This window comes from Sphingomonas sp. DC4900 (assembly GCF_049896485.1).
GTDB lineage: Bacteria > Pseudomonadota > Alphaproteobacteria > Sphingomonadales > Sphingomonadaceae > Sphingomonas > Sphingomonas aquatilis.
In genome coordinates this window covers 41204-60840 of the sequence record NZ_JAFCUK010000001.1, presented here as the reverse complement: position 1 = coordinate 60840, position 19637 = coordinate 41204, and the positions used below count along the sequence as shown (strand labels likewise).

Sequence of the window (19637 nt, the reverse complement as noted above, 5' to 3'; positions counted from 1 at the left end):
AAAACTGGAGCGGGCGAAGGGATTCGAACCCTCGACCCCAACCTTGGCAAGGTTGTGCTCTACCCCTGAGCTACGCCCGCTCTGGCGCCTGTGCCGGCTGCTCGTTGGAGCCACCGGCTGGGTGAGGCGCGTCCACTAGCGGCGACTGCGCGGGGCCGCAAGCCCCATCTTGTGATTTTCGCAAACGATTTCGACTTGGCGACTCGATATCTGGAACATTACAAGAACATATATGTCCGACTCGTCCGCCCTGATCGCCCGTCTGCGTGGCCTTGCCGCTGCCGGCGGGGCTGCGCAAGCGGCGGCGGCACCGATCGACGCCTGGCGAACGGAAGGGCTGGCGCGCGCGCAACTCCATGAAATCTATGCGTTGGAGGGCGAGGATGGGGCGAGCGCCGCGGGGTTCGGACTGGCCTTGGCGCTCGCCGCCGGGGCGGTGCCGCTGCTGTGGCTACGCACCGAGGCGGGGGAGCGGGCGCAAGGCCGGTTGCATGCCAGCGGCCTCGCAGACCTGGGGCTGGCGGCCGATTCGGTGCTGCTGGTCGTCGTCGCCGACGAATCGGCGCTGCTGCGCGCGGCGGCGGATGCGGCGCGCTGCGGGGGGCTGGGCATGGTGCTGGTCGAAAGCGCCGGGCCGATGCCGGGGCTGGACCTCACCGCGACGCGGCGGCTGATGCTGGCGGCGGAGGCGTCGGGCGTCACCTTGCTGTCGCTGCGGATCGGCGCGGAACCGGTGGCGAGTGCCGCTGCGACGCGGTGGAGCGTCGCCGCCGTGCCCTCGACCGCGCTGGATCAGGGGCTGGGGGAGGGCGCGCCAGGCCTGCCGGCTTTCGACGTCGAATGTGTGCGCCGGCGTGGCGGCCCCGCGGGGCAGCGCTGGCGCGTGGAGTGGGATCGTGATGCCAAGAGTTTCCGTGACGCGCCGCTATCTGGCGCTGGTCTTTCCGTGGCTCCCGATCGAGCGGCTGCGCGCCACCCGGCCGCATCTGTTCGTCGGCGGTGAGGCGCCGGTCGCCTTCGTCGAGACGGTGGGCCAGGCGATCCGGCTGACCGCGACCGATCTGGCCGCAGCGCGCGCCGGGCTTGAGCCGGGGCTGACGCTGGCCGATGCCCGCGCACGGGTGCCCGAGCTGGAGGTGTTTCCGGCCGACCCGCATGCTGACATGGACTGGCTGGAACGGCTGGCGGATGGCTGCACGCGCTACAGCCCGACGGTGGCGCTGCTGCCCCCCGATGCGCTGGTGATCGACATCGCGGGGTGCGTCCATGCTTTCGAAGGGGAGCGTCCGCTCGCCGCCGATGTCGAGGCGCGGATGGCGCGGCGTGGGATCCTGACGCGCCATGCGTTCGGCGATACGCCCGAAATCGCCTGTGCGCTCGCCCGCTATGCCGGCGCGCCGGCGCCCGACGAGACGCGCGCGGTGAAGCGCCTGCCGGTCGCGGCGCTGGAGCTGGATGCGGACGCGACGGTGGCGCTGACCCGCGCGGGGTTGAAGACGGTGGGCGACGTGATGGCGCGCCCGCTCGCCGGCATCGCCGCGCGCTTCGGCGAGGAAGCGGCGACGGCGGTGCGGCGGCTGTCGGGCGACTATAAGGCGCCGGTCCGGCCGCGCGTGCGCGTCGCGCCGGTGGTGGTGGAACGGCGCTTTGCCGAACCGATCGCGCGGACCGACTATGCGCTGGAGGTGATCGAGGAGCTGGCGGGCGAGGCGGGAAACACGCTCGGCCAGCGCCATCAGGGCGGGCGCCGATGGGAGGCGCGGCTGTTCCGCAGCGATGGCCACATCCAGTCGCTGCGGGTCGAGACGGGGCAGCCGACGCGCGACGTCGCGCTGCTGATGCGGCTGTTTGCCGAGCGAATCGACGCGCTCGCCGACCCGCTCGATCCCGGCTACGGCTATGACCTGATCCGGCTCGACGTGACGCTCGCCGAGCGGCTCGATGCGGCGCAGCTGCGGCTGGAGGGGGGCGAGGGGGCGACCCAGGCGCCGGCGGTGGCGGAGCTGATCGATCGCCTGTCGACCCGGCTGGGGCGCGAGCGGGTGCGGCGATTCGCACCGCGCGACAGCCATATCCCCGAGCAGGCCGAGCTGATGCTGCCCGCCGCCGCGCCGCCGCCCGCGGGGGAGTGGCCGCAGGCGGAAGCGGGGGAGCCGCCGCTGAGGCCCATCTATCTGTTCGATCCGCCGCAGCCGATCGAGGCGGTGATGGCGGAGGTGCCCGACGGCCCGCCGCACCGCTTCCGCTGGCGCCGCCGCGTCCACGAGGTCGCGCGCGCCGAGGGGCCGGAGCGGATCGCGGGCGAATGGTGGCGCCGCCACGACGCCGCGATCCCGACGCGCGATTATTACCGGATCGAGGATCGCCGGGGGCGGCGCTTCTGGATCTTCCGCCACGGCCTGCATAGCGAACAGGCGCACCCGCGCTGGTACGTCCATGGGCTGTTCGCATGAGGGGCGCCCTGCCTACTCCGTCACCCCGGACTTGGTCCGGGGTCCACTGTGCGACTGGGGGGATGGCTGGAGGCTCCTGCCGCCCCCTTGCGGCTCGGTGGGCCCCGCAACGAGTCTTGGGTGACGGGGTGGAGGGGGACAGCGATGCGGTCGCGCCATGAGCGGGTTCGCTGAGCTGGTCGCGGCAACCAATTACTCGTTCCTGTATGGCGCGAGCCCGCCCAGCGACATGGTCGCCCGCGCGGTGCAACTGAAGCTTGCCGGGATCGGCATTGCCGATCGCAACACGGTCGCTGGCGTCGTCCGCGCTTATGATGCCTTGCAACGGGCGGAGAAGGGATTGCTTGGCAATGCCTTGCCGCCGATCGGCTTCCGATTGGTCGTGGGCGCACGCTTGGTGTTCGCCGATGGCACGCCAGACATCGTCGCCTACCCCGCGACCCGTCATGGCTGGGGCCGGCTCACCCGGCTGCTGACGGTCGGTAACCGGCGCGCCGTGAAGGGCGGCTGCATTCTGGGACTCGGCGATCTTGCCCGGCATTGCGAGGATCTGCTCCTGATCGCCTTGCCGCAGAGCAGTGCGACGCCGGTCGAAGCCATGCCGGATGCGATGCTCCCACCGATGCGGAGCGATGGGGGACTTGGCGCCACCCTTTCGCTGCTTACGGACATGGCGCCGGGGCGTGTGTGGTTGGGCGTCACCATGCCGCGGGCCGGTGCCGATCGGCGGCGACTGGCGGGCTATGTCGATCTGGCCCGTCGCGCCGGCGTACCGCTGCTGGCGACGACCGATGCGCTGTATGCGCACCCCGACGCCCGGCCCCTTCACGACGTCGTGACCTGTATCCGAGAAGGACGAACGGTGGCGCGCGCCGGCCGTCTGCTGGCCGCCAATGCCGAGCGTCACCTGAAGCCGCCGCAGGAAATGGCCCGCCTGTTCGAAGTGTGGCCCGATGCGGCGACCGAAAGCCTGCGCCTGCTCGATCGCATCACGTTCAGCCTGGATCAGTTGCGCTACGAATATCCGCACGAGCCCGTGCCCACGGGATGGCTGGCGCAGGACTGGCTGGAACACCTCGCATGGCAGAGTGCGATCGATCGATACGACGGATATGTGCCGGACAAGTTGCTTGGGTTGTTGCGTGAAGAGTTCGCGCTGATTCGGGATCGAGAATACGCGCATTACTTCCTGACCGTGCACGATATCGTCCGCTTCGCGCGCACACTCGACCCGCCGATCCTGTGCCAGGGGCGCGGCTCGGCGGCCAATTCGGCGGTCTGTTACGTGCTGGGCGTCACATCGGTCGATCCGATGCAGCACGACCTGCTGTTCTCACGATTCGTATCGGCCGAGCGGGACGAGCCGCCCGACATCGACGTCGATTTCGAACATGAGCGCCGCGAAGAGGTGATGCAGTATATCTACGAGCGCTACGGTCGGCATCGCGCGGCGATCGCGGCGACGGTAATCCATTACCGCCCGCGCAGTGCCGTGCGCGAGGTGGGCAAGGTGCTTGGCCTGTCCGAGGATGTGACCCAGCGACTGACCAGTACCATCTGGGGCAGTTTCGCGCATCGGCTGGAGGACAAGCATCTCAACCAGACCGGGTTCGATATCGAAACGCCCGAGATCGCCCGCCTGCGCGATCTGGTGGGGCAATTGCTCGAATTTCCGCGGCACCTGTCGCAGCATGTCGGCGGATATGTGCTGACACAGAACCGGCTCGACGAGACGGTGCCGATCCACAACGGTGCGATGGAGAAGCGGACCTTCATCGAATGGGACAAGGACGATATCGACTGTCTGGGTCTGATGAAGGTCGATATCCTGGCGCTCGGCATGCTCACCTGCATCCGCAAGGCGTTCGACCTGATGGCGGCGCATGGCCTGGGGACGCACCAGCTCGAAACGATCGCCAACGACGAGCATCCCGCCGTCTACGATATGCTGTGCAAGGGCGACAGCATCGGCGTGTTCCAGGTGGAAAGCCGCGCGCAGATCAATATGCTGCCACGCCTCAGGCCGAAGAGGCTCTACGATCTGGTCGTGCAGGTGGCGATCGTACGGCCGGGGCCGATCGAGGGCGACATGGTCCACCCCTATCTGCGTCGCCGCGCCGAGAAGGAGGCGGTCGACTATCCCTCACCCGACCCTGCTTTCGGGCCGCCGGACGAATTGCGTAACCTGCTCAAGGACACCTACGGCGTGCCGCTGTTCCAGGAGCAGGCGATGAAGCTCGCCATCGTCGCGGCCGGTTTTACGCCGGACGAGGCGAACCAGCTGCGCCGCGCCATGGCGACATTCCGCAAGGTGGGCGGCATGGACAACTTTCAGGAAAAGCTGGTCGAGGGCATGGTCCGCCGCGGCTACAGCCGCGACTTCGCGGAACGCTGTTACAAGCAGATCGAAGGGTTCGGCAGCTACGGCTTTCCCGAAAGCCATGCGCTGTCGTTCGCGCGGCTGGTCTATGTGTCGTCGTGGATCAAATGCTTCCACCCGGCGGTGTTCGGCTGTGCGATCCTCAATTCGCAACCCATGGGCTTTTACGCGCCGGCGCAGCTGGTCGAGGACGCCCGCGCGCATGGCGTGGTGGTGCGGCCGATCGATGTGAATGCCAGCGCGTGGGACAATGTGCTTGAGCGGACCGAGGATGGGGATTTCGCAATCCGGTTGGGGTTTCGGCAGATCGACGGGTTTCGGCAGGATTGGGCGACCGCGCTGGTCGATGCGCGGGAAGGGGGGCCCTTTGCGAGCGTCGAACAGGTCGCGGGCCGTGCGGGCCTGCCGACGCGGGGGCTGAACCTGCTCGCCGATGCCGATGCGTTCGGATCGATCGCGCTGCCCCGCCGTGCCGCTTTGTGGGACGTGCGGCGGACACCGCCCAAACAGCTGGCGCTGTTCGCCGCGGCGGAGGCACCCGAATTGCGCGAAGAGGCCGATCCGCCGCTGCCCGCGATGCCGATCAGCGAAGAGGTGGCGGCGGATTACCAGACGACGCGCCTGTCGCTGAAGGGGCATCCGATGCGATTCCTGCGGCCGCTGTTCGCGGCCGAAGGCGTGCTGTCGAGCGAGCAGGCGGCGCGGGCGAGGGACGGGCGGCGCGCGCGCGTCGCCGGCGTGGTGCTGGTCCGCCAGCGGCCGGGCAAGGGCAATGCGATCTTCGTCACGATCGAGGACGAGACGGGCATCACCAACGCGCTGCTATGGGCGCGCGATTTCGAGGCGAACCGGCGCGCAATCATGGCGGCGCGGCTGTTGGTGCTGGAGGGCGTGATCCAGCGCAGCGAGGAGGGCGTCGTCCATCTGATGACGGTCAAGGCCTATGACCGCACCGTGGAGCTTCGGCGGCTGTCGTCGGACTATGACGGCCAGATGCCCCTCGCGCCGGTGGATGAGGTGATCCGTCCGAAGCCGATCGTCAGCCAGGATCCGCGCGGGCGGCATCCGCGGGATGTGCGTATCCTGCCGAAATCGCGGGACTTTCATTGAGGTCCGTCCGTCGACCCCTCTGATTCGTTCCAGCGGCCAACCGGCGACAAGGGCAAAGCAAAAGGCGTTGGCCATCCTCCTGGGCCGGTTTGGCTTCCACCCGAAGTCCTCCCCCGGCAGGGGGAGGTGGCGCGCCGGAGGCGTGACGGAGGGGGAGGTAGGCGGCGTCTGCGCGGCCGAGTACACCGCCGTCCTCCCCCTCCGTCAGCGCTGGCGCGCTGCCACCTCCCCCTGGCGGGGGAGGAGTTGGTAGCAAAAGCCTTGGCGTCGGCGCTTGCCTGCCCCACATGGGCGCGAAGAATGGACGAAGGGAGCAAGACGTGGCCACGTTAGGACTGTCGCCAGCCGACAAGCAGGCGGTCGAGGATTTCCGCCGCGACGTCGTCGAACCGTCGATGACGTCCCTCGTCATCATCGATTTCTGGGCTGAATGGTGCGGGCCGTGCAAGGCGTTGGGCCCGGTGCTGGACAAGGTCGCCGCGGCCTATGCCGACAAGGGCGTGGTGCTGGCCAAGGTCGATACCGACAAGAACCAGTTCATCGCCGCGCAATTCCAGATCAAGTCGATCCCCACCGTCTATGCGATGTTCCAGGGGCAGCTGGTCGCCGACCTGACCAGCGCCCGCACCGAATCGCAGCTGCGCACGATCCTGGATCAGTTGCTGAAGCAGCTGCCGATCCAGTCGGAGGCGGCCGATGCCGCCGCCGAGATCGAACCGCTGATCGCGATGGGCGAGGATGTGCTGGCGAGCGGCGATGCCGAGCGGGCGTTGTCGATCTTCGACCAGCTGTTCGAGATGGCGCCGGACAATCCGGCCATCCTGTCGGGTCGCATTCGCGCGCTCGTCGCGGCGGGGCAGACCGACGAAGCCCAGGTCGCGATCGACGCGCTGCCCGCCGACATCAAGGACGCCGGGATCGAGCGCGCCAAGGCGGCGCTCGCGCTCGCACAGAGCGCGCCGCAGGGCGAGGACACCGCCGGCCTCGCCGCCGAGGTCGCCGCGCACCCCGACGATCACGAACGCCGCTTCGCGCTGGCGAACGCCCAGATGGCAGCGGGCGATCGCGATGCCGCAGCCGACAATCTGCTCCACATCATCGCCGCCGAGCGCGACTGGAACGAGGGCGCGGCGCGTCAGCAGCTGCTCAAGCTGTTCGAGGTCGTCGGCCTGATGGACCCCTGGGTGTCCACGCAGCGGCGCCGCCTGTCCGCGATCCTGTTCGGATGACGCAGGGGACCCGCCTGTCGATCTTTCCGCTGCCCGGGGCGCTGCTGTTCCCGGGCATGCACCTGCCGCTGCACATCTTCGAGCCGCGCTATCGGGCGATGGTGTCGGACGCGATGGCGCGCGACCGGCGGATCGGGATGATCCAGCCGCTGACGATGCCGGCGACGGTCGAGGAACGGTCCGCGCTGTACGACATCGGCTGCGTCGGCAAGATCGCCGAGGTCGAGGCGCTGGACGACGGCCGGTACAATCTGGTGCTGGAGGGTGTCGCGCTGTTCCGCGTGGTGCGCGAACTCGACGTGACGACGCCGTTCCGCCAGATCGAGGCGGAGCTGCTGCCGGTCCGCGCGGACGAGACGCTGTCGCTGGGCCGTCGATCGTCGCTGGAGCAGGAATCGCGTCGCTTTGCCGATGCACAGGGTTATGCGGTCGACTGGGACGCGGTGGGGCGGCTGGACGACGAAAGCCTAGTCAACGGCATCGCGCAGATCGCGCCGTTCGACGCCGCGGCGAAGCAGGCGTTGCTCGAAGCATCGGATATCGAATCGCGCGCGGAGCTTATCATCCAGCTGATGCAATTCTTCGGCCGGCATGACGGCGACGAGCGGGTGACGCTGCAATGAGCGCCGCCCCACTCGATCCCTGGCTGCTCGAACGGCTGGTCTGCCCGGTGACGCGGCAGCCGCTGCGCTATGACGAGGCTGCGCAGGAACTGGTGTCGGAAGCGGCGGGCCTCGCCTATCCGGTCCGCGACGGCGTACCGGTGATGCTGCCCGAGGAGGCGCGGCGGCTGTAGCCCGCCCGCCTTCATCTCCATCATTGCGCACCGGCCCGCGACGCACGATGTTGTTGCCATGAAAGCGGCGGTTACGGCGGTCCTCGGACCCACGAACACGGGCAAGACCCATCTCGCCGTCGAGCGGATGTGCGCGCACTCCAGCGGCATCATGGGCTTTCCGCTGCGGCTGCTGGCGCGCGAGGTGTACGACCGCGTCGTCAAGCTGAAGGGTGCCGATCAGGTCGCGCTGGTGACGGGCGAGGAAAAGATCGTCCCTCCGAACGCGCGCTGGCATTTGTGTACGGTCGAATCGATGCCGGATACCGACGTTGCCTTCGTCGGGCTGGACGAGGCGCAGCTGGGGACGGACCCGGAGCGCGGGCACGTCTTCACCGATCGGCTGCTGCGGCGGCGCGGGCGCGAGGAGACGATGATTCTGGGCTCCGAAGCACTCAGGCCGATGATTCGCGCGGTGGTGCCCGATGCGGAGATCATCGGGCGGCCGCGCTTTTCGAAGCTGACCTATGCGGGCGCCAAGAAGATCAGCCGCTTGCCCAAGCGCTCCGCGATCGTCGCGTTCAGCGCGGAGGAGGTCTACGCCGTCGCCGAGATGCTGCGGCGTTTGCGCGGCGGGGCGGCGGTGGTGATGGGCGCGCTGTCCCCCCGCACCCGCAACGCGCAGGTCGCGATGTTCCAGGCGGGCGAGGTCGATTATCTGGTCGCGACCGATGCGATCGGCATGGGCCTCAACATGGACGTCGCGCACGTCGCCTTCGCCGGGCTGCACAAGTTCGACGGACGCCGTACACGGCGGCCGACCGTCGCCGAGATGGCGCAGATCGCCGGCCGCGCCGGGCGGCACCAGCGCGATGGCACGTTCGGCGGCGTGACCGAAGAGGGGCCGGGCGCGTTCCTGCCCGAAGAGGTGTTCGCGATCGAGGAGCATCGCTTCCCCCCGATCGGCAACCTCTATTGGCGTAATGGCGAGCCGGACTTCGCCAGCATCGACGCGCTGATCGCCAGCCTGGAGCGGCGGCCCGAACCGGGCGTGCTGCTCGCCGCGCCGCAGGCGACCGATCTTGCGGTGCTGAAACGGCTGGCGGACGAGAGCTGGGTGCGCGACCGGGTGCGGTCGCCGGCGATGGTCAAGCGGCTATGGGCGGCGTGCGGCCTGCCCGATTTCCGCAAGCTGGGGCTCGATCCGCATGCGCGCTTCGTGTCGCGCGTCTTCACCTATCTGTCCGAAGGGCGCGGTGTCGTCCCCAATCAATGGTTCGCCGACGAGGTGGCGCGGCTCGATACGATTTCGGGCGATGTCGAGACGATCGCCGGGCGGATCGCGGCGATCCGCAGCTGGGCCTATATCGCGCAGCGCCCCGACTGGCTCGCCGATCCTGCCGCGGGCGCCGATCGCGCCAAGGCGATCGAGGAACGGCTGTCCGACGGGCTGCACGCCAGCCTGACGCAACGCTTCGTCGACAAGCGCACGACCGCGCTGATCCGTCAGATCGGTGCCGATGCGTCGTTGCTGCCCGTGACGATCGGGCCGGAAGGCGAGGTGTTGGTCGAGGATCATCCGATCGGGCGGCTCGATGGCTTCCGTTTCACCGTCGATCCGGCCGCGCGGGCCGCGGATCGCCGCCTGTTGCTCGCCGCGGCGGAAAAACGGCTGGTCACCGAACGCGGTCGGCGGGGCGAGGCGCTGGCGGCGGCAGAGGATGCGGCGCTGACCCTCGTCGACGGCATGATCGTCTGGAACGGGCATGGCGTGGCCAAGCTGACGCCGGGGCGCTCGCTGGCGCGGCCGCAGCTGGAGCTGCAGCGCGATCTCGATTGCCTCGCCAAGCCGCAGCGTGAGGCGGTGCAGGCGCGGCTGGTGCGCTGGTTCGACGCGATGCTCCGCCGCCACGTGCCGGCGCTGATCGCACTTGCCGATATGGCGCGCGATCCGCAGGCGACGCCAGCCTTGCGCGTCGTGGCCGGAGAGCTGGAGGCGGCCGGCGGGCTCGCCCCCCGGATCGCCTTGCGCGAGGCGGTGGACGGCCTGTCGCCCGACGAACGCAAGCGGCTGCGCAAGGCGGGGGTGACGATCGGCGCGCTCGACCTGTTCGATGCGCGATTGCTCAAGCCCGGCGCGGCGCGCTGGCGGACGGCGCTGCTCGGCGTGCGGGGACCGGCACCGGTGCTGCCACGCGACGGCGCGAGCGTGCTGGCACGTGGCAGCCCGGGGGCGCAGGTCGCCAGTGGCTTTCGGCCGCTTGGCGCACAGGCGGTGCGGCTCGACCTCGTCGAGCGGATCGCGCGCGCGGCGCATGATGCGCGGCAGGGCAGGAAGCCGTTCGCGCCCGATCCGGCGCTCGGCATTTCGATGGGCGTCGAGCCGGCGACGTTCGAACGGCTGATGGCCGAACTCGGCTTTCGCAGCGTGCGCGGCAGCGAGGCACCGACGTGGATCTGGCAAGGGCGCCGTACGGTCCGGCGTGAGGCGCGGCCCGCACCGCCCGCGACCGGCGCCTTTGCGGCACTCGCGGGATGGAGCGGGCATGGCTGACGCGACGATGCGGCTCGATCGCTACCTGTGGTTCGTGCGGCTCGCCAAGACGCGCGAGGCGGCGCAGGCGATTGCGTGCGAGGGGCGTTTGCGCATCGACGGCCGCCCGGTGGGGCGCAGCGCGGCGCCGGTGCGCGTCGGCAATATCCTGACCTTCGCGCACCAGGGGCGCGTCCGCGTGCTGCGCGTCGAGGCGCTGCCGCTGCGCCGTGGACCGGCACCCGAAGCGCAAGGTTGCTACCAGGAACTGGTTGCGAACGTATCGCAGACACCCGCGATCGATTGACGTGAGCCGGAACGCGGCATAGCAGCCTCGCGTTCGTACCCCGTTCTTCGTCCCCTGGTTCATAGGGCGGAGATCGATCGCCCAAGGCCGCAAGGAAGCCCCATGACCTACGTCGTCACCGATGCCTGCATCCGCTGCAAGTATATGGACTGCGTCGAGGTGTGTCCGGTGGACTGCTTCTACGAAGGCGAGAACATGCTCGTCATCAACCCCAGCGAATGCATCGACTGCGGCGTGTGCGAGCCCGAATGCCCGGCCGAGGCGATCCTGCCCGATACCGAGAGCGGCCTGGAACAGTGGCTGGAGCTCAACACGACCTTCTCCGCGCAATGGCCCAACGTCACGCGCAAGCTGGACCAGACGCCGCCCGACGCGGACGCGATGAAGGGTGTCGAGGGCAAGTACGACAAATTCTTCTCGCCCGAGCCGGGTGCCGGCGACTGAGGTTGCGCGATTCCAGTGGGTTGAGCGAAGCTAAGCGACTCAACCGCGCTGGTAATTTTGTTGCGAGTGTGTTAAATGGGTCCACGACGGGCAGGATGAGTCATGCCCGATCAGGAGACACTCGTACCAACCATCCTCGTCGGTCCTGCCCAGCGGTTTTCCGCCACGGACCGTTCACGCGAGCGATGCGACCTTAGAAAGGCCCGTTCATGGCTGCCAAGGCATTGTCCTTCGATGTCGGTGATTACGTTGTTTATCCCAAGCACGGCGTCGGCCGTGTGATCGAACTGCAGAAGCAGGAGATCGCCGGAACCAGCCTGGAGCTGTACGTGCTCCGCTTCGAAAAAGAGCGCATGACGCTCCGCGTCCCCACCAACAAGGCCGAGTCGGTCGGCATGCGCAAGCTGTCGTCGGACAAGACGATGCGCGAAGCGATGGAAACGCTGAAGGGCAAGCCCAAGGTCAAGCGCACCATGTGGTCGCGCCGCGCGCAGGAATATGAAGCGAAGATCAATTCGGGCGACCTCGCGTCGATCGCCGAAGTGGTCCGCGACCTGTTCCGTGCCGACGACCAGCCCGAGCAGAGCTATTCGGAACGCCAGATCTTCGAAGCGGCGTGCAGCCGCCTCGCGCGCGAACTCGCCGCGATGGAAGAGGTGGACGAGCTGAAGGCGCAGGAAAAGATCCTCGATATTCTGCGCGCCGCCGCGGCGATCTACAACAAGGACAAGGTGCCGGCGTAAGCCGTTCGCCGCGTGCAAGCGAAGAGGGCGGCCCCGCAACGGGCCGCCCTTTTTCGTTTGGCCGGTCGTGCCCCCCTCCGAACGATCTGGTGTTTACATCTGTAGGCGATCGGCTAGCATCCGGCCACACCACGAGAGGATGCCCGCCATGAAATATCTTGCGCTTGCCCTGATCCCGCTCGCCGCCACCGCTGCGATCGCCGCGGAACGCGACCATGGCCCCGGTATCGCCGGGCAGCGGCAGGGTGAGGCGATGGTCTATCCGGTGCGCGATTTCGATGCGATCCGACTGGGTGGGTCGGAACGTGTCGTCGTCCATATCGGCAATGGCTATAGCGTGCGGGCGGAGGGGCCGGCGGCGGCGTTCGTCAACTTCCGCATCGCGCGCGATGGATCGGCGCTGGTCGTCGGACGGCGCTATGACGAGCGCGAAAGCAGCACGATGGAGCGGCAGATCGTCGTCCACGTCACTATGCCCGCACTCCGCGCCGCCAGTGTCGGTGGATCGGGCAGCCTGAACGCCGATCGCGCGGGCGGTGACCGGTTCTCGGCCGGCGTCGGCGGATCGGGATCGCTGCGCATCGACGCGCTCGAAGCGCGGACCGCCGAATTCAACGTCGGCGGGTCGGGGATGATCTCGGCCGCAGGAACAGTGGGCACGCTGGAGGCCAATGTCGGCGGATCGGGCGGGATCGCCGCTGCTGGTCTGCGCGCCTCCAACGCACAGGTATCCGTCGGCGGGTCGGGCACGGTCCGTGCGACCGTCAGCGGTCCGGCGCAAGTGTCGATGGCGGGCAGCGGCATGGTCGATCTGGGGCCGCAGGCGCGCTGCACGGTCAGCAAGGTCGGCGGCGGGCGGGTGCGCTGCGGCAACTGACCGCAGACGACTTGCGATGCCCCTCTATGTGTATTAATATAGCAATACACATAGAGGGGACAGGCCATGCACCGGATTGCAATCGCGTTGATGGGAGCGGCATCGCTGACCGCCTGTTCGGTCAGCAGCGACGAGGGCAGCACCGTGCCCGCGAGTGGCAGCGGCCCGACCCGAACCTATGCAGTGGAGGGGTTCGACCGGATCGCGGTGGCGGGTGGCGACGATGTCGACGTCCGCGCCGGCACGGCCTTTTCCGTGCGCGCCGAGGGGCCGGCGGACGAACTCGATAGGCTGCGCATCGCGCGTGATGGCCGCGATCTGGTCATCGGCCGCCAGAAGCGTGTGTTCGGCTTCGGCGGCGGCAAGGGCGTGAAGGTCTTCGTGACGCTGCCGCGCCTGTCCGAGGCCAATATCGTCGGATCCGGCACGATGACGGTCGATCGGATCGAAGGCACGACGTTCGAGGCAAATATTGCCGGATCGGGGGATCTCAACATCGCTGCGCTGACCACCGACGCGGCCGAGGTGAATATCGCGGGTGCGGGCACGCTGCGCGCCGGGGGAGCGATCAAGCGACTGGAGGCCAACGTCATGGGATCGGGCAGCCTCGATGCGGCGGGTCTGCGCGTCGGCGAGGCGGACGTGACCGTCGCCGGATCGGGCAACGTCCGCGCCGCGGTCAGCGGCCGGGCGAAAGTGGAGCTGATGGGATCGGGCAACGTCGATCTGGGCGCGGCGGCACAGTGCGACGTATCGAAGAAGGGATCGGGTTCGGTCCGCTGCGGCCGATAACGCAGACTCTTGCCGCCGCGTGGCGGCGGTGCGAGGCTGCGACCATGATCCGTCCCGCCTCCGCCCTGCTGGTTCTGTCGTCCCTCGCGCTGCCATCGGCGGCGAGCGCGGGGGAGCGGCGCGTGTCGATCGGCAGCTTCGATCGGTTGCGGGTGTTTGGCGCCTTCGACGTGACCGTTACGACGGGATCACCTGGTGCGACGGTGGTGGGCGATGATGGCGCGATCGGCGACGTCGACATCCGCGTCGAGGGATCGACGCTGACGATCCGGACCGCGCGCGCCGGCACCTGGACCGAGCAGGATCGGGCGCGTCCCACCACGCCGCTGCGCATCCTGTTGTCGACGCCGCGGTTAAGCGCGATCAGCGTGACGGGGGCGAGCAAAGTCTCGGCCGCCCAGCTGAAGGGCGCCAGCATCGATCTTGCCGCAATGGGCGCCGCAACGATCGGCGCGGCGTCGGTCGATGGCGATCGCCTTGCCGCGCAGCAGGTGGGTGACGGGCAGATCACGCTTGCCGGCCGCGTCGCCGCCGCGCGGCTGTTCGACGGCGGATCGGGGACGATCGATGCACGTGCCCTCGATGCGGGCGACGTGGTCGTCCGTCTCGACGGACCCGGGACCGTGCGGGCGCAGGCGCGCTATACCGCGCAGGTGACGAGCACCGGCCTTGGCACCGTTGAGGTCGCCGGCCGGCCGAAGTGCCGCGTCGTCGCGCCGGCCGGCGCCCCGGTCACCTGCGGCTGAGCGTCAGACGAAGCCGAGGTTCCAGCTCGACGCATTGTAATTGCCCATGTTGGGCAGCACCGTCGTCATGTTGCCGCTGCTCACCCCGAACCAGTTCGCCAGCGTCGCGGCATATTGGTCGACCGAGATCGTCGGCAGCAGGCGGCCCTGTCCCACGTCATCGGCGGTGTTGTTGCCGATCGCCGGCGGGGTGCCATAGAAGCGCCGGCCCTTCACCGCACCGCCCAGCACGAAATGATGGCTGCCCCAGCCATGGTCCGACCCGTCGTCGTTCGACTGCAACGTCCGCCCGAAATCGGACGCGGTGAAGCTCGTCACCTGATCCGCGACGCCCAGTGCGACGGTCGTGTCGTAGAAGGCGCGCATCGCATCGGCGACCTTGCCCATCAGCCCGGGATGCTGCGCGACGAGATTGTCGTGCAGATCGAACCCGCCGATCGACACGAAGAACACCTGCCGCTTCGCCCCCAGCTGCGACGAGACGGCGATCAGCCGCGCGACCATCTTCAGCTGATCGGCAAGGCCGTTGTTGCCGGGGAATAGCGAGAAGCCACTGGCCGGCGCTCCGGCGAGCGCACTGGTGACCTGTGAATAGGTGTCGAGCGCACGCTTCGAGACGCGGGCATGTTCGTCGGCGAACAGATTGCCGCTGCTGCCGGTCATCAGGCTGCGCAGCGTCGCTGCCGCGGCGGTCGATCCATAAAGCGAGGTCGCATTGTTGAGCAGCGCGATCGGGCCGCCGGTGCCGATGGCATATTGCACCGCCGACTTGCCCGTCAGGTACACCGCATTGCCGCTGGCATTGATGCAGGTCAGCGTTGCCGCGCCATTGCCCGACTGGAACAGGTCGCCCATCCGCCCGCCCCAGCCGCTGGTCGCGCCTTCGGGGTTGGACGCCTGGAAATAGCTTTGCTGGTCGTTGTGGCTGAAGAGCTTGGGCGGCAGCTTCACGCTGTTCGCCTGATATTGCGCCTTCGTCGTCGGCTGCACCAGCGTGCCGACGTTGAGCGCCACCGCGAGCTTGCCTGCATCGAACAGCGGCAGCAGCGATCCCATCGTCGGCGCCAGCGCATATTGTCGGCCGTTGGGCAGGCCGGTCGCGGGGTTGAGCAACGTACTGCTGAGCGATTCGCGGGTCAGCGCGATGTTCGATCGCGCCGCCAGATATTTGGCGTAGCTGTCCGCGTCATAGGCGGCGAGCGTATTGGCATAGTCCATGCCGCCGTACAGGAAGACGCAGACCAGCGCCTTATAGTCGGTCGCGGTCGCTGCGGCGGCTTCGCCGATCGCGGCAAGGCTGGTGACGAAGGGTGTGGCGACGCCGGCAAGCCCCAAAGCGGCGGAGCGCTTCAGAAAGGCACGGCGGGAGGAATCGCGGGTCGTGTCCATGATGGTCACCGCTGCGTCAGGAAGTCGGGGGAGGCGAGCGTCAGCAGCAGGGCGATGCCGACGCGGTTGGTCGCGGCGTTGGTCGCGGTCGTCGCGACGCTGTCCACCGCCGCACGGATCGCGGTGACGGTGGCGCTGCTCAGCTGGCCGGCAGCCAGCACGACGTTGATCTCATCGACCAACGCCGCGCTGTCGGATGCCTTGGCGGTCAGGTCGCTGTAATCGGGCTTCATGTCGCCGGTGCCGTTGGCGACCAGGCCCTGCATGTAGTTGACGTAGGCGACGACGCTCTGTTCGTTGGTGATCTGGAATTCGGGCGCGACGAGGCCGGCGTTGCTGATCCCGGTTGCGGGTGGTGCATAGCCGGGACGGAAGAAGTTGAAGACTGATCCGCTGCGCCCCATCGATTGGGCGAGCCGGGTGGACTGGCTGGACGTGTCGCCGAACGCCCAGGCGTTCGACGCCGAGTTGATCTTGGCAAGCCGTGCCCAGGCGGTGAGCCGCATCACCGGCTCGCGCAATTTGCCGGCGGTGGTGCCGGTCAACGCGTCGTCGCTGCGCGCCTCGGTATCGAGCAGAATGGCCTTGATCACGGCCTTCAGGTCGCCGCGCGTCCCCGAGCCGTTGTTGGCGAAGACCGACGCGACGCGGCCGACATAGGCGGGGCTGGGGTTGCTGGTGACGAGCCGCTGGATCAGCTGTTTCGACACGAAGGGCGCGATGTTCGGATGCGCGAAGATCGTATCGAGCGCCTTGTCTACCGCCGCCGTGCCGCCGCCGCTGACGGTGGTACCGAGGAAGGTGGCGCTGCCCGTTTCGTTGATCGTTGCGTTCATCACCAGCGGCTGGCGATAGCGATCGGGCGTCGTGTTGACGTTGCTCGCCAGGCTGAGGCCGGTAAACACGCGCGCGAGGCCGCTGACGTCGGCTGGGCCATAGGTTTCCAGCGGGGTGCCGCCGTTCGTCTTGACGCTGCCGTCCATGTTGAGCTGGTAGAGGCCTAGCGTGAACAGCTGCATCAGCTCACGCGCGTAATTCTCGTCCGGCTGCGCGCCGGTCGTCGTGTTCGCCTTGCGATTGCCGAGAAAGGTGAGGAACGATCCCATCGCCGCGTTGGTGGTGATCGCGCCCAGCAGCGTGCGGTAGTTACCGAACGCATTGTCCAGCAGCACGTCGACATACGCCGCGGTGGCGAACTGTTTCCAGTTGAGGTTCACGCCGCCGATGCCGACGACGAGCATGTCGAGCAGCGCCATGCCGATCCGCTGGCGCAGCTGATCGGGCTCGACGATCATCTGCCGCCACATCGTCGCGTCGAAGCCGGTCTCGCTATTGATGTTGGCGGCGATGTTATAGCCGTTCGCCACCAGCCAGTCCCAGTGCGACGTCGCGCGCGGCAAGGCGAACTGGTCGTCGATCCAGCCTTCGTAGCGGCGGCTGATGACCGTATCGATCATCACGCGCGTCGCCCCCATCGTTGTCTGCGCGAGGAAGCGGCTCGCCTGGGTCGCGGTGATCGCAGCGGGCGTGACGACGACCGGTGTCGATGCGGTCGGTGTCGGTGTCGACCCGCCGCCTCCGCCGCCGCAGGCCGCGAGTAGCACCGCGGGCGCGATCGCGCTGCCGATCTTCAGCGCGGCGGACGCGCCCGTCGCTCCGCCCAGGGCGATCGGCAGCGTCGGCGCATCGCCCGCTCCGGTGTCGCCCACGTCTTCCGGCGACGCCCCCGCGCCCGCCCGTTCCGCGTCCAGCATATGATTGTCGGTCCCCACCCCCGCGACGGCGGCACCCACCTGCCGACGTATCGAAGACGCCGACATCATACGTGTCAAAGTGTTAACGGATAAGCAGGGTGTGGCCTCAAGTCGGCGCATACAGAGCCGGATTGGTCGTACGCGTAACGAATGGGAGGCCGCCCAACTCCCTCGGTCACCCCGGACGTGTTCCGGGGTCCACTGCTCCGCGGGGGAATGTTCGCCCCATGCTTTCCCCCACGCGCCAAATCCGGGGAGGGCGGCCGGCAAACGAAAAGCCCCGGAGGAATTCTCCGGGGCTTCATCTTTTATCGTTGGCCCGTCACGGGATTAAATCCCGTGACGTCGATCGCGGCCTTGCCGCGTCGGCCGGGCCGAAGGCCTGCGAGCGTTTTGCCGCTCGCACCGCGTTGCAAGCTTGCTTGCAACGCTTGCCCTCGCCGTCAGTCGATCTTCGGCAGCGTCTCGAACTGGTGATACGGCGGCGGCGAGGACAGCGTCCATTCCAGCGTCGTCGCGCCTTCGCCCCAGGGATTGTCCGGCGCCTTCGGACCCGCGATCAGTGAATAGATCACGTTGACGAAGAAGATCGCCATGCCCGCGGCCATGATCTCATAGCCGTGCGTCGCCAGCGCATTGTAGGTCGCATAGGCGTCCGGATAGTCCGGATAGCGACGCGGCATGCCCTGCAGGCCCAAGAAGTGCATCGGGAAGAACAGCACGTTCACGCCGACGAAGAACACCCAAAAGTGCGCCTGGCCGAGGAACTCGTTGTACATCTTCCCGAACATCTTCGGGAACCAGTAGTAGAAGCCGGCGAACAGGCCGAACACCGCACCAAGGCTGAGCACGTAGTGGAAGTGCGCCACCACGTAATAGGTGTCCTGCATGTAATCGTCGATGCCGCCGTTGGCGAGCACGACGCCGGTGACGCCGCCGACGGTGAACATGAAGATGAAGCCGATCGCCCAGACCATCGGCGTCTTGAAGGTCAGCGAACCGCCCCACATCGTCGCGATCCAGCTGAAGATCTTGATGCCGGTCGGCACCGCGATCACCATCGTCGCGGCGGTGAAGTACATCTTCACGTTCACGCTGAGGCCGGTGACGAACATGTGGTGCGCCCACACGACGAAGCCGACGACGCCGATCGCGACCATGGCGTAGGCCATGCCGAGATAGCCGAAGACGGGCTTGCGGCTAAACGTCGCGATGATCTGGCTGACGATGCCGAAGCCCGGCAGGATCATGATGTACACTTCGGGGTGGCCGAAGAACCAGAACAGATGCTGGTACAGGATCGGGTCACCACCGCCGGCCGGATCGAAGAAGGTCGTGCCGAAGTTGCGATCGGTCAGCAGCATCGTGATCGCCGCGGCGAGCACCGGCAGCGAGAGCAGCAGCAGAAAGGCGGTGACGAGCACCGACCACACGAACAGCGGCATTTTGTGCAGCGTCATGCCGGGTGCGCGCATGTTGAAGATGGTGGTGATGAAGTTGATTGCGCCCAAAATCGAGCTTGCGCCGGCGAGGTGGAGCGACAGGATCGCCATGTCCACCGACGGTCCCGGCTCGCCATAGGTCGACAGCGGAGCATAGACCGTCCAGCCGGTGCCGGCGCCGCCGAAGAAGGGCGAGGCGAGCAGCAGCGTGAACGCCGGGATGAGCAGCCAGAAGCTGACGTTGTTCATCCGCGGGAAGGCCATGTCCGGCGCGCCGATCATGATCGGCACGAACCAGTTGCCGAAGCCGCCGATCATCGCCGGCATCACCATGAAGAACACCATGATCAGGCCGTGCGCGGTGATCAGCACGTTCCACAGGTGGAGCGCGTGGTCGAGGCCGCCGTCGCCGCCGGGCAGGAAGTTCGCCCAGCCGACCAGATACTGGATGCCCGGCTGCGCGAGCTCGGCGCGCATCAGGCCGGAAATCGCGCCGCCGATGATCCCCGCGACGATCGCGAAGATCAGATACAGCGTGCCGATGTCCTTGTGGTTGGTCGACATGAACCAGCGGGCGAAGAAGCCCGGCTTGTGGTCCGCGTCGTGGTGCGCGTGATCGTCGTGCGCGACGAAGGCGTTGGGGTGGAGGGCGGTATCGGTCAT

Annotated in this window: 16 protein-coding genes and 1 tRNA gene; 13 read left to right on the top strand and 4 right to left on the bottom strand. The window is 67.9% G+C overall.

Features of this window, described 5'->3' with window-relative positions:
* Positions 1 to 5 precede the first annotated feature (5 nt).
* Positions 6 to 80: transfer RNA gene (locus ACP690_RS00305), tRNA-Gly, on the bottom strand.
* A 152-nt stretch (positions 81 to 232) separates the two neighbouring features.
* Here ACP690_RS00305 and ACP690_RS00300 point away from each other — a divergent pair.
* The 13 genes from ACP690_RS00300 to ACP690_RS00240 all read left to right on the top strand — a co-directional run bounded on the left by ACP690_RS00300 (position 233) and on the right by ACP690_RS00240 (position 14389).
* Positions 233 to 1003 carry an ImuA family protein gene (locus tag ACP690_RS00300; RefSeq protein WP_426259794.1) on the top strand — a complete coding sequence of 257 codons (771 nt, stop codon included), beginning with the start codon at positions 233 to 235 and terminating at the stop codon, positions 1001 to 1003.
* Positions 900 to 2453, top strand: a complete 1554-nt coding sequence (locus ACP690_RS00295; protein ID WP_426259793.1) for a Y-family DNA polymerase — start codon at positions 900 to 902, stop codon at positions 2451 to 2453. The genes ACP690_RS00300 and ACP690_RS00295 overlap by 104 nt, the downstream gene beginning before the upstream one ends.
* Positions 2454 to 2610: 157 nt before the next feature.
* Positions 2611 to 5943, top strand: coding sequence for an error-prone DNA polymerase (locus ACP690_RS00290; protein WP_426259792.1), 3333 nt, complete (start codon positions 2611 to 2613; stop codon positions 5941 to 5943).
* 320 nt (positions 5944 to 6263) lie between these two features.
* On the top strand, positions 6264 to 7172 hold the full coding sequence (locus tag ACP690_RS00285) for a tetratricopeptide repeat protein (protein WP_426259791.1): 909 nt from the start codon (positions 6264 to 6266) through the stop codon (positions 7170 to 7172).
* Positions 7169 to 7795, top strand: a complete 627-nt coding sequence (locus tag ACP690_RS00280; protein ID WP_426259790.1) for an LON peptidase substrate-binding domain-containing protein — start codon at positions 7169 to 7171, stop codon at positions 7793 to 7795. Before ACP690_RS00285 ends, ACP690_RS00280 begins: the two co-directional genes overlap by 4 nt.
* Positions 7792 to 7968, top strand: coding sequence for a Trm112 family protein (locus tag ACP690_RS00275; RefSeq protein ID WP_426259789.1), 177 nt, complete (start codon positions 7792 to 7794; stop codon positions 7966 to 7968). The genes ACP690_RS00280 and ACP690_RS00275 overlap by 4 nt, the downstream gene beginning before the upstream one ends.
* Positions 7969 to 8026: 58 nt before the next feature.
* Complete coding sequence (locus ACP690_RS00270) at positions 8027 to 10501, top strand: helicase-related protein (RefSeq protein ID WP_426259788.1); 2475 nt, start codon at positions 8027 to 8029, stop codon at positions 10499 to 10501.
* The gene (locus tag ACP690_RS00265) at positions 10494 to 10787 is read left to right on the top strand and encodes an RNA-binding S4 domain-containing protein (RefSeq protein ID WP_426255379.1); all 294 of its coding nucleotides are present in this window, start codon (positions 10494 to 10496) and stop codon (positions 10785 to 10787) included. The genes ACP690_RS00270 and ACP690_RS00265 overlap by 8 nt, the downstream gene beginning before the upstream one ends.
* 102 nt (positions 10788 to 10889) lie before the next feature.
* Positions 10890 to 11231 carry a ferredoxin FdxA gene (gene fdxA, locus ACP690_RS00260; protein WP_017980629.1) on the top strand — a complete coding sequence of 114 codons (342 nt, stop codon included), beginning with the start codon at positions 10890 to 10892 and terminating at the stop codon, positions 11229 to 11231.
* Between the two features lie 209 nt (positions 11232 to 11440).
* Entirely contained in the window at positions 11441 to 11974 is a 534-nt protein-coding gene (locus tag ACP690_RS00255; protein WP_017980630.1) for a CarD family transcriptional regulator, read from the top strand.
* Between the two features lie 148 nt (positions 11975 to 12122).
* Positions 12123 to 12851 carry a GIN domain-containing protein gene (locus tag ACP690_RS00250; protein ID WP_426259787.1) on the top strand — a complete coding sequence of 243 codons (729 nt, stop codon included), beginning with the start codon at positions 12123 to 12125 and terminating at the stop codon, positions 12849 to 12851.
* 66 nt (positions 12852 to 12917) lie between these two features.
* Complete coding sequence (locus tag ACP690_RS00245; protein WP_426259786.1) at positions 12918 to 13643, top strand: head GIN domain-containing protein; 726 nt, start codon at positions 12918 to 12920, stop codon at positions 13641 to 13643.
* 44 nt (positions 13644 to 13687) lie between these two features.
* Entirely contained in the window at positions 13688 to 14389 is a 702-nt protein-coding gene (locus ACP690_RS00240) for a GIN domain-containing protein (protein ID WP_426259785.1), read from the top strand.
* Between the two features lie 3 nt (positions 14390 to 14392).
* On the opposite strand, the gene ACP690_RS00235 is transcribed toward ACP690_RS00240, so the two are convergent.
* The 3 genes from ACP690_RS00235 to ctaD all read right to left on the bottom strand — a co-directional run bounded on the left by ACP690_RS00235 (position 14393) and on the right by ctaD (position 19637).
* Entirely contained in the window at positions 14393 to 15778 is a 1386-nt protein-coding gene (locus ACP690_RS00235) for a DUF1501 domain-containing protein (RefSeq protein ID WP_426259784.1), read from the bottom strand.
* A gap of 5 nt (positions 15779 to 15783) precedes the next feature.
* Positions 15784 to 17532 (bottom strand): DUF1800 domain-containing protein, encoded by a 1749-nt coding sequence (locus ACP690_RS00230; protein ID WP_426259783.1) that lies wholly within the window; start codon positions 17530 to 17532, stop codon positions 15784 to 15786.
* 443 nt (positions 17533 to 17975) lie between these two features.
* Entirely contained in the window at positions 17976 to 19637 is a 1662-nt protein-coding gene (ctaD, locus tag ACP690_RS00225) for a cytochrome c oxidase subunit I (protein WP_043061152.1), read from the bottom strand.

What these genes read in the sequence shown, in the direction of transcription:
- ctaD (WP_043061152.1), bottom strand. Translation starts at nt 19,637, where the DNA reads ATGACCGATACCGCCCTCCACCCCAACGCCTTCGTCGCGCACGACGAT.
- fdxA (WP_017980629.1), top strand. Translation starts at nt 10,890, where the DNA reads ATGACCTACGTCGTCACCGATGCCTGCATCCGCTGCAAGTATATGGAC.
- ACP690_RS00240 (WP_426259785.1), top strand. Translation starts at nt 13,688, where the DNA reads ATGATCCGTCCCGCCTCCGCCCTGCTGGTTCTGTCGTCCCTCGCGCTG.
- ACP690_RS00255 (WP_017980630.1), top strand. Translation starts at nt 11,441, where the DNA reads ATGGCTGCCAAGGCATTGTCCTTCGATGTCGGTGATTACGTTGTTTAT.
- ACP690_RS00230 (WP_426259783.1), bottom strand. Translation starts at nt 17,532, where the DNA reads ATGCTGGACGCGGAACGGGCGGGCGCGGGGGCGTCGCCGGAAGACGTG.
- ACP690_RS00300 (WP_426259794.1), top strand. Translation starts at nt 233, where the DNA reads ATGTCCGACTCGTCCGCCCTGATCGCCCGTCTGCGTGGCCTTGCCGCT.
- ACP690_RS00295 (WP_426259793.1), top strand. Translation starts at nt 900, where the DNA reads ATGCCAAGAGTTTCCGTGACGCGCCGCTATCTGGCGCTGGTCTTTCCG.
- ACP690_RS00270 (WP_426259788.1), top strand. Translation starts at nt 8,027, where the DNA reads ATGAAAGCGGCGGTTACGGCGGTCCTCGGACCCACGAACACGGGCAAG.
- ACP690_RS00290 (WP_426259792.1), top strand. Translation starts at nt 2,611, where the DNA reads ATGAGCGGGTTCGCTGAGCTGGTCGCGGCAACCAATTACTCGTTCCTG.
- ACP690_RS00275 (WP_426259789.1), top strand. Translation starts at nt 7,792, where the DNA reads ATGAGCGCCGCCCCACTCGATCCCTGGCTGCTCGAACGGCTGGTCTGC.
- ACP690_RS00235 (WP_426259784.1), bottom strand. Translation starts at nt 15,778, where the DNA reads ATGGACACGACCCGCGATTCCTCCCGCCGTGCCTTTCTGAAGCGCTCC.
- ACP690_RS00265 (WP_426255379.1), top strand. Translation starts at nt 10,494, where the DNA reads ATGGCTGACGCGACGATGCGGCTCGATCGCTACCTGTGGTTCGTGCGG.
- ACP690_RS00245 (WP_426259786.1), top strand. Translation starts at nt 12,918, where the DNA reads ATGCACCGGATTGCAATCGCGTTGATGGGAGCGGCATCGCTGACCGCC.
- ACP690_RS00280 (WP_426259790.1), top strand. Translation starts at nt 7,169, where the DNA reads ATGACGCAGGGGACCCGCCTGTCGATCTTTCCGCTGCCCGGGGCGCTG.
- ACP690_RS00250 (WP_426259787.1), top strand. Translation starts at nt 12,123, where the DNA reads ATGAAATATCTTGCGCTTGCCCTGATCCCGCTCGCCGCCACCGCTGCG.